At 42.0% G+C, this 9,433-nt stretch carries 6 protein-coding genes; 4 read left to right on the top strand and 2 right to left on the bottom strand.

Annotated elements, in window-relative coordinates; genetic code table 11:
* The first annotated feature begins 260 nt into the window (after positions 1-260).
* The 3 genes from L4C32_RS19460 (at position 261) to L4C32_RS19450 (ending at position 5,871) form a co-directional block, all read left to right on the top strand.
* A complete protein-coding gene (locus tag L4C32_RS19460) occupies positions 261-2,465 on the top strand; it encodes a heparinase II/III domain-containing protein (RefSeq protein WP_428198554.1) in 2,205 nt (734 codons plus the stop codon).
* A 2-nt stretch (positions 2,466-2,467) separates the two neighbouring features.
* Positions 2,468-4,630, top strand: a complete 2,163-nt coding sequence (locus L4C32_RS19455) for a heparinase II/III domain-containing protein (RefSeq protein WP_428198553.1) — start codon at positions 2,468-2,470, stop codon at positions 4,628-4,630.
* Positions 4,631-4,989: 359 nt separating this feature from the next.
* Entirely contained in the window at positions 4,990-5,871 is an 882-nt protein-coding gene (locus L4C32_RS19450) for an NAD(P)-dependent oxidoreductase (protein WP_428198552.1), read from the top strand.
* 121 nt (positions 5,872-5,992) lie between these two features.
* On the opposite strand, the gene L4C32_RS19445 is transcribed toward L4C32_RS19450, so the two are convergent.
* Positions 5,993-7,282: an MATE family efflux transporter gene (locus L4C32_RS19445; protein ID WP_428198555.1), complete on the bottom strand. Its 1,290-nt coding sequence runs from the start codon at positions 7,280-7,282 to the stop codon at positions 5,993-5,995.
* A gap of 134 nt (positions 7,283-7,416) precedes the next feature.
* Complete coding sequence (locus L4C32_RS19440) at positions 7,417-8,133, bottom strand: FadR/GntR family transcriptional regulator (RefSeq protein WP_428198551.1); 717 nt, start codon at positions 8,131-8,133, stop codon at positions 7,417-7,419.
* 428 nt (positions 8,134-8,561) lie between these two features.
* On the opposite strand from L4C32_RS19440, the gene L4C32_RS19435 reads away from it, so the two are divergent.
* On the top strand, positions 8,562-9,281 hold the full coding sequence (locus tag L4C32_RS19435) for a FadR/GntR family transcriptional regulator (RefSeq protein ID WP_428198550.1): 720 nt from the start codon (positions 8,562-8,564) through the stop codon (positions 9,279-9,281).
* The last annotated feature ends 152 nt before the right edge of the window (positions 9,282-9,433 follow it).

Here is a 9,433-nt window from a genome sequence, read left to right as displayed (position 1 = left end):
TTGTAATACAATATATCTAGAAATGTGTGATATTGATCAAATGATACTTTATGTGGCACAAATAAATCAATAACTTAACATACTCCCCGTACTTGTTATTAATTAGATCTATCAATGGCTTATATTGTGCAGTGTGATTCCGATCATCATTTTGCGATGAATAGGTATGATTAAAGTTAATATTGTATTACTTTATGTGCAATTGGGAAATTTAACCAAAGTGTAAACAGATAAACTCTTTATTGAGGGTGACAAAGAATATGACAACTAAACCAGTATTGTTCACTGAAGAAGAAATTGAGCAACTTCATCTAGAAGTGGGCTGCTCAAGCTTAATGGGTAAGACCATTGCGGCGAATGCCAAAGACTTAGATGCGTTCATGCGCTTATCGATTGATGTTCCAGGTCACGGAGAAGCGGGTGGTTACGAACATAACCGCCACAAGCAAAATTACACCTACATGAACTTAGCAGGTCGCATGTTCTTAATCACCAAAGAGGAAAAGTACGCTGACTTCGTTACAACATTACTAGAGGTGTACGCAGACAAATATCTAACGTTTGATTATCACGAACAGAAAAACACGAATCCAACAGGTCGTTTGTTCCATCAAATTCTGAACGAGCACTGCTGGTTAATGTTCACAAGCTTAGCCTACTCTTGTGTTGCTTCAACAATGACACAAGAACAACGTGATCACATTGAGTCTCGTATTTTTGAACCAATGCTAGAAATGTTCACGGTTAAATATGCACACGACTTCGACCGTATTCATAACCACGGTATTTGGGCTGTAGCCGCAGTGGGTATCTGTGGTCTAGCGATAGGCAAGCGTGAGTACTTTGAAATGTCAGTATACGGCATTGACCGTAACGACACGGGTGGCTTCTTAGCACAAATTTCTCAACTGTTTGCACCTTCTGGTTACTACATGGAGGGGCCTTATTACCACCGCTACGCGATTCGTCCAACCGCCGTATTCGCAGAAGTGATTCACCGTCATATGCCTGAAGTTGATATCTATAACTACAAAGGCGGCGTGATTGGTAACACCGTTCAAGCAATGCTTGCAACGGCGTACCCGAATGGCGAATTTCCGGCTCTCAATGATGCTTCTCGTACAATGGGCATCACAGACATGGGCGTACAGGTTGCAGTCAGTGTTTACAGCAAGCATTACTCTTTTGAAAACGGCGTTGATAAAAACATTCTTGGTATGGCGAAAATTCAAGACGCAGTGTGGATGCATTCATGTGGTCTTGAGTTGTCTAAAGCATACGAAGCGGCTTCAGATGAACAAGAAATTGGCGTGCCTTTTTGGCCAAGTGCTGAATTGAACGAAGGCCCTGAGGGGGATAATGGGGCACAAGGCTTTATCCGTATGCAGGATAAAAAAGGCGATGTTTCTCAACTTGTTATGAACTATGGCCAACATGGCATGGGTCATGGTAACTTTGACACTTTGGGTATTTCTTTCTTCAACCGCGGTCAAGAAGTGTTACGTGAATACGGTTTCTGTCGTTGGGTTAACATTGAACCAAAGTTCGGTGGCCGTTATCTAGACGAAAATAAATCCTACGCTCGTCAAACTATTGCTCACAACACAGTAACGATTGATGAACAATGTCAAAACGGCTTTGACGTTGAACGTGCTGACTCAGTACATGGTTTACCTCACTTCTTCAAAGTAGAAGACGAGAACATTAACGGAATGAGTGCATTTGCCAACGATCATTACGAAGGTTTTGACATGCAACGCAGCGTGTTCATGCTAAATCTTGAAGAACTTGAATCTCCGCTATTGTTAGACCTATACCGCTTAGATTCTTCAAAAAGCGGCGAAGGTGAGCACCAGTTTGACTACTCTCATCAATATGAAGGCCAAATTGTTCGCACTAATTTTGAATACCAAACGAACAAAGAGCTAAATACGCTTGGTAGTGACTATGGTTATCAACACCTATGGAATGTTGCAAGTGGTGAAACTATTGGCACTGCGCTAGTAAGCTGGTTACAAAACAATACGTACTATACGTGGTTAGGAACAAGCTCAAACGCCTCTTCTTCGGATAAGAGCCAAGAAATCATCTTCACTCGCACTGGCGCAAACGACCCAAGTTTCAACTTACGTTCAGAACCAGCGTTCATTCTACGTAGCAAGGGTGGAACAACACTGTTTGCTTCTGCTCTAGAAACACACGGTTACTTTAACGAAGAACTCGAGCAATCTGTAAGTGCACGTGGTGTTGTGAAAAACATCAACGTTGTCGCTCACACGAGTGTAGGTTCAGTCATTGAGATTACGACAGAAAAATCTAATGTGACAGTGATGATCAGCAACCAACGTGGCGCGACTGATAGTACTGAACACAGCGTAGAATTGAACGGCAAATTATATTGTTGGACAGGCTTTTACTCGGTAGAAACAACTTTAGTAGCAAACACTGCAGAGCAGGGGAAATAATAATGAGCTATCAACCACTTTTACTTAACTTCGAAGAAGCCACAGAGCTTCGTAAAGAACTTGGCAAGGATAGCCTATTAGGTCACGCACTAACTCGTGATATTAAACAAACTGACGCTTACATGGCTGAAGCGGGTATTGAAGTACCTGGTCATGGAGAAGGCGGCGGTTACGAGCATAACCGTCACAAACAAAACTACATCCATATGGATCTAGCGGGCCGTTTATTTCTGATCACTGAGGAAACAAAGTACCGTGATTACATCGTAGATATGCTAACAGCGTATGCGACGGTATACCCAACACTTGAAAGCAATGTAAGCCGTGACTCTAACCCACCAGGTAAGCTGTTCCATCAAACATTGAATGAGAACATGTGGATGCTTTACGCTTCTTGTGCGTACAGCTGCATTTACCACACAATCTCCGAAGAGCAAAAATGTCTTATTGAAGATGATCTTCTGAAGCAAATGATCGAAATGTTCGTTGTGACTTACGCACACGATTTCGATATCGTACACAATCACGGACTATGGGCTGTGGCAGCGGTAGGTATTTGTGGTTATGCGATCAACGACCAAGAGTCTGTAGATAAAGCGTTATACGGCTTGAAATTAGACAAAGTAAGTGGCGGTTTCTTAGCACAACTTGACCAACTGTTTTCGCCAGACGGCTACTACATGGAAGGTCCTTATTACCACCGATTCTCTCTGCGTCCAATTTATCTGTTCGCAGAAGCGATTGAACGTCGTCAGCCAGAAATTGGTATTTATGAATTCAACGACTCAGTGATCAAAACAACGTCTTACGCTGTATTCAAAACGGCATTCCCTGATGGCACATTGCCCGCTCTGAACGACTCATCGAAGACAATCTCTATCAACGATGAAGGCGTTATTATGGCAACATCTGTGTGTTACCACCGTTACGAGCAGACTGAAACTTTGCTTGGCATGGCTGATCACCAACAAGATGTTTGGGTTCACGTTTCTGGTAAGACATTGTCTGACGCTGTTGATGCAGCTGATGACATCAAAGCATTCAACTGGGGCAGCCTGTTCGTCACCGATGGTCCTGAAGGCGAAAAAGGCGGAGTAAGCATTCTTCGTCACCGTGACAAGCAAGACGATGACACCATGGCGTTGATCTGGTTTGGTCAACATGGGTCAGACCACCAATACCATTCTGCACTAGACCACGGACATTACGATGGCCTACACCTGAGCGTATTTAACCGAGGCCACGAAGTGCTGCACGATTACGGCTTCGGTCGTTGGGTAAACGTTGAGCCTAAGTTCGGTGGTCGTTATATCCCGGAGAACAAGTCTTACTGCAAACAAACTGTTGCGCATAACACGGTCACAGTAGATCAGAAAACTCAAAACAATTTCGATACAGCGCTTGCTGAGTCGAAATTTGGACAGAAGCACTTCTTCATCGCAGATGACGAGTCTATACAAGGCATGAGCGGTACTATTTCGGAGTACTATACAGGCATTAATATGCAACGCAGCGTCATTCTTGCTGAAATTGCTGAGTTCGAGAAGCCGCTAGTGATTGATGTATACCGCATTGAAGCTGACGCTGAGCATCAGTATGACCTGCCCGTTCACCACTCTGGTCAGATCATCCGTACGGATTTTGATTACAACATAGAAAACTCGCTTAAGCCGCTAGGAGAGGACAATGGTTATCAGCACCTATGGAACGTGGCTTCAGGAAAAATAAACGAAGAAGGTTCATTAGTGAGTTGGCTACACGACAGCAGCTACTACAGCCTAGTAACAAGTGCCAATAGAGGTAGCGAAGTCATTTTCGCTCGCACTGGCGCTAACGATCCAGACTTCAACCTTAAGAGTGAACCTGCACTTATATTACGTCAATCTGGTCAAAATCATGTGTTTGCTTCTGTATTAGAAACACACGGTTACTTTAACGAGTCTATCGAAGCTTCTGTAGGTGCTCGTGGTCTAGTTAAATCTGTTTCTGTTGTGGGCCATAATCGTGTCGGGACTGTTGTTCGCATTCAGACTACTTCTGGCAACACTTATCACTATGGTATCTCAAACCAAGTTGAAGACGCGCAGCAAGATATTCATACGGTTGAGTTTGCTGGGGAGACCTACGCTTGGGAAGGCGCTTTCTCTCAACTACAGAGAAGTTAAACTCCTTTCACATTAACCGTAAAAGGCCGACCTAGTCGGCGTTTAAAATGAACATCAGCTGAAGCCGAGTGATTCAAAAGAGTTACTCGGTTTTTTCATGTTTACGTGCTTATACTGAGTCACATTTATCATACAAAACCTGTAGTTTATGTTGTAACGTAGACCTTAGTAAATGTTGTCTCAATAGCCTGATGCATTTGAAACACGGTCACCATGAATATAAGCACAATGCAAGTTCCTATCTTATCTCAAACCGTGCATTACATCACAGATGAACGTTCAAAAACCATTGCTAATAAACCAAGAGACGGTTATTATAATTGGCATATAATCATACAATAGTATATTTGGAGTAAAGCATGACTAAACCTGTTATTGGTTTCATCGGCCTCGGTCTTATGGGCGGAAACATGGTTGAAAACCTACAAACACGCGGTTACCACGTAAATGTAATGGATCTTAGTGAAGACGCGATGGCTCGTGTTACTGAACGCGGTAATGCAACGGCGTTCACTTCAGCGAAAGAGTTAGCCGCGGCAAGTGACATTGTTCAGTTTTGTTTGACGACTTCTGCTGTTGTTGAAAAAATTGTATATGGTGACGAGGGTATCCTTGCGGGTATCAAAGAAGGCTCCGTTCTAGTTGACTTCGGCACTTCTATTCCTGCATCGACTAAGAAGATTGGTGCTGCTCTTGCTGTCAAGGGCGCAGGTATGATTGATGCCCCTCTTGGTCGCACCCCAGCACACGCTAAAGATGGTCTTCTAAACATCATGGCTGCGGGCGATATTGAGACATTTAATAAAGTCAAACCGGTGCTTGATGAGCAAGGTGAAAATGTATTCCACCTCGGTGCGCTTGGCGCAGGCCACGTAACGAAACTTGTGAATAATTTCATGGGAATGACGACGGTTGCTACTATGTCTCAAGCGTTTGCCGTTGCTAAGCTTGCAGGTGTTGACGGACAGCAATTGTTTGACATCATGTCAGCGGGTCCTTCTAATTCTCCGTTTATGCAATTCTGCAAGTTCTATGCTGTTGATGGTGAAGAAAAGCTAGGTTTCTCTGTTGCAAACGCAAATAAAGACCTTGGTTATTTTCTTGAATTGGTTAAAGAGCTAGGTACTGAATCGCTCATCGCAGAAGGGACGTCTAAGAGTTTGCAAGCAGCAGTTGATGCAGGTCTTGGTCACAATGATGTCCCTGTTATCTTTGATTACTTTACTGCATTAGAGAAGTAATTCATTACAACCATCAATATTTAGTATGAATTGTTGTAAAAAAACCGCTGAATTGAAGTGACCCCCAATAGTTGGACACCAATTATTGGGGGTCTTTTTATGTCTAAATATAATTGTAGGTTTAGTCGTACATTAATTTGTTCGCTTTTGATGCGTCAAATTCCTTGAGGGATTTTCTTGCTAAATATCGAAAAGGCAACATTTTAAGAATTTCTTCACAGGGCTGAACTGCAAATGCCCAAAAAATAGATCCATCCAGTCCAAATATAATGACGCTACATAACGGTATTGAAATGAGCCATTGTCCAGTAAAGTTAATTTTAAAAACCGAGGTGGTTTTACCTAACGCTCTGAGCACATGACCATGAACCGTATTGTAACCTCTCACTATGGGTAAAAAGATATAGAGTGGAGCGATGATGGAAAGTGCGTGATAGGTCGCAGTGTCTAAGTCAGAATATATCTTGTCAATGGTAAGACTGAGCAGCAAAAAACAGATCGCGGATATAAATGAAATACCGACAGCCATATCAATGCTCGTGTCTACGTTTTTGCGCAGATTAGACATTTGACGAGATCCGATAGCTTGGCTAATGGTAATGGCTGAAGAGTGTGCCCAGGCTGTGATGAATTGTGTACCTGCTTTGATCCAAGGCATCACAATGGTGATTGCTACATAGGCACTGAGCTCAAGTTGTGAATACTGTAACATATAGATGGTTGCCCCAATTTGTAACATTGTAACATTGGCCGCAACAGGAAAAATTTCTTTACTATGGTTGATAATATTTCGCTTCAGTGATGAAGCAATAGTCGATTTTGACAATGTTATTGAATGGTCGAATTTCACACAGAGAATTAAGTAGACAAAGCGAATGGTGATGGCTAGCAAGCTACCGATTGCCGCACCTTGCACGCCGATGCCATCAAACGTGGATGTACCGTGAATAAGGAAATAAGAGGCCACGGCATTAATCGGCATTTCAATAAGGTAACCTTTGAACGGGACCTTAGTTCGGCCTAATGCATTGAATAGGGCAATAATTACTTGAGTCACCGCATTGAATATAATGACGTGTTTAAAAAATCCCAGGTAGGCATTGGTTTCTTGATGTAATACGTCATTGCTAGTCAAGGCACTGATTAGAGAGTCATTGAATAGGGAGATTATAAGCCAAAAAAATACCGCTACTGAAACATTAATGATCATTCCCGACCACACCCCTTTAGTAACAGCTGACTCCTTATCTGAGCCAACTGCACGGCTCAATACCAATTGAGTTCCATTCGCCAGCGCCATTTGAATACCCAACACAAAAGCCACAATGGTGCTGGAAATCCCCATAGCCGCCAAAGAGACCTCCCCGAGGGGAGAGACTAAAAGTGTGTCTATCATCAACATGGATTGCATTAATAAAGCATTAAGTGCTAGTGGCCAAGCCAGAGAAAGGTTCTTTTTTACATAGGATTGAGAAGACACAATGTTGCCTCAGTTATTGAAGATGAGTGGAAATGTTTCCTATTCGTGAAGTGTTCTATTGAGGATTAACGATAAGCAGCGAGAGCCAGTTTTTGATTCTCATCATCAAGTAAAGTGATGGATGCGGTGCGTGCAACGCTTGCGTTACCACTCATAATCGCCTCATATATCGCTTTATGTTCTTCCAAACAGAAACGTCCCCCCTCTACGGAGTGATTAATAAACTGCTTGAATATGGTTGACAGTATATTGCCAAAAGGGACATAAAACTGATTACCTGTCGAAAGAAATATGGCTTGATGAAACAGGTGGTCGTTGAGCGTCCATTCGTGAAAATCAAAACGGTTTGCTGCAATGGTCATTTTTTGAAACAGCACCGAGAGATCTTTACGCTGTTCAGCGGATGCATTCATCGCTGCCAATGCACATGCTTCGGGTTCAATGGCTTTCCTTAGTCCGAGAAATTGAGACAAAAAAGGCTGAGTATCTTCAAGATCTTGAATCCAATCGAGTAATTGAGGGTCTAAAAAATGCCATTGTGAGCGTGGTCGAATACGAGTGCCAACCTTAGGCTTAGATTCAATGAGCCCTTTTGCAGAAAGAAGCTTCGTTGACTCTCGAAGCGCGGTTCTGCTTACACCAAACATGTCACAAAGCGCCATCTCACTCGGCAGTTTTTCATTCTCTTGGATATCGCCGGATAAGATTTTACGTGCAATTTGTCTTGCGACTTGAACATGAATTCGGCGACTTGAATCTTCTACCAATGAAAAAACAGACATGTAAATACCTATATTAAGAAAAATGAGACATGAAATGATGTCGATAGCTGTGTTTATAGCTGTGTAGAGGCCACAACAGTGTTGAGTCGAATGATGTTAGTGCGGTTACGATTTATATAATTATCATACAATAGTATGTTTGTTAGTCAATAGAATGATGTCCGATAAGTGATAGGGATGACCGTCATTTAAGAGAGAACATTGGTTTTTGTGACTATGTTCATATGAATATGGGCTATAGTGTTAATTTATATGAACATAGTGATGATGGTTACAGTTGATTTATTAGTAGCGTTGAGAGTAAATTTCAATACGGGAAAGCCAATATTTATATAGATTTCACGTTATGTGATTGTCAATTTGGTCACGTGTATGTTAGGTGGTATAGTTAGGCTTAAATAATACATAAACTTATAATAAGTGAAGATATGTCGAGTACTTTTAATTCAATTTCGGGTTCAAAACGTAGCTTACATGTTCAAGTCGCACGAGAGATCGCTCGTGGGATATTGTCCGGTGATCTTCCTCAGGGGTCCATCATCCCGGGGGAAATGTCTCTGTGTGAGCAATTTGGAATCAGTCGTACTGCATTACGTGAGGCTGTTAAGCTTTTGACATCTAAGGGGCTGCTGGAATCAAGGCCTAAGATTGGTACCCGGGTGGTAAACCGTGCCTATTGGAACTTTCTTGACTCTCAGTTGATTGAGTGGATGGATGGTTTAGCAGACGTCGATCAATTCTGTTTTCAATTTTTAGGCTTACGTCGTGCAATTGAACCTGAAGCTTGTGCTTTAGCGGCCAAGTTTGCAACGGCAGATCAACGAATCGAATTGTCAGAAATTTTTCAAAAAATGGTTGAAATTTCTGATGCCGTAGAATTTAACCAGCAAGCCTGGACTGATATTGACATGAAATTTCATAGTCTTATTTTTAATGCCACTGGCAATGATTTTTACTTACCGTTTGGTAACATTCTCACTACCATGTTTATTAATTTTATCGTTCACTCTTCGGAAGAAGGGAGTACATGCATCAATGAACACCGTCAGATTTATGAAGCCATCATGGCAGGTAATTGCGAAAAAGCACGTCAAGCGTCAGCCGATCATTTAAAAGAAGAAAATCACCGCTTACCAGTAGCAAGCTAGGTAAATCATTTGTCGCACCAATAAAAACTGAGTAATGAGAAGCATGCAGTCGCATGCTTTTTTTCGTCGATAGAATTTATGAAAAATAGGATCATTGGCCACGTTTATTTAACAGGTATGACTAGAAACAAAAATATTAAGTTATATAATAA

This window comes from Aliivibrio kagoshimensis (assembly GCF_050337105.1).
Classification (GTDB): Bacteria; Pseudomonadota; Gammaproteobacteria; order Enterobacterales; family Vibrionaceae; genus Aliivibrio_A; species Aliivibrio_A kagoshimensis.
This window is presented reverse-complemented; position numbering and strand designations above follow the sequence as displayed.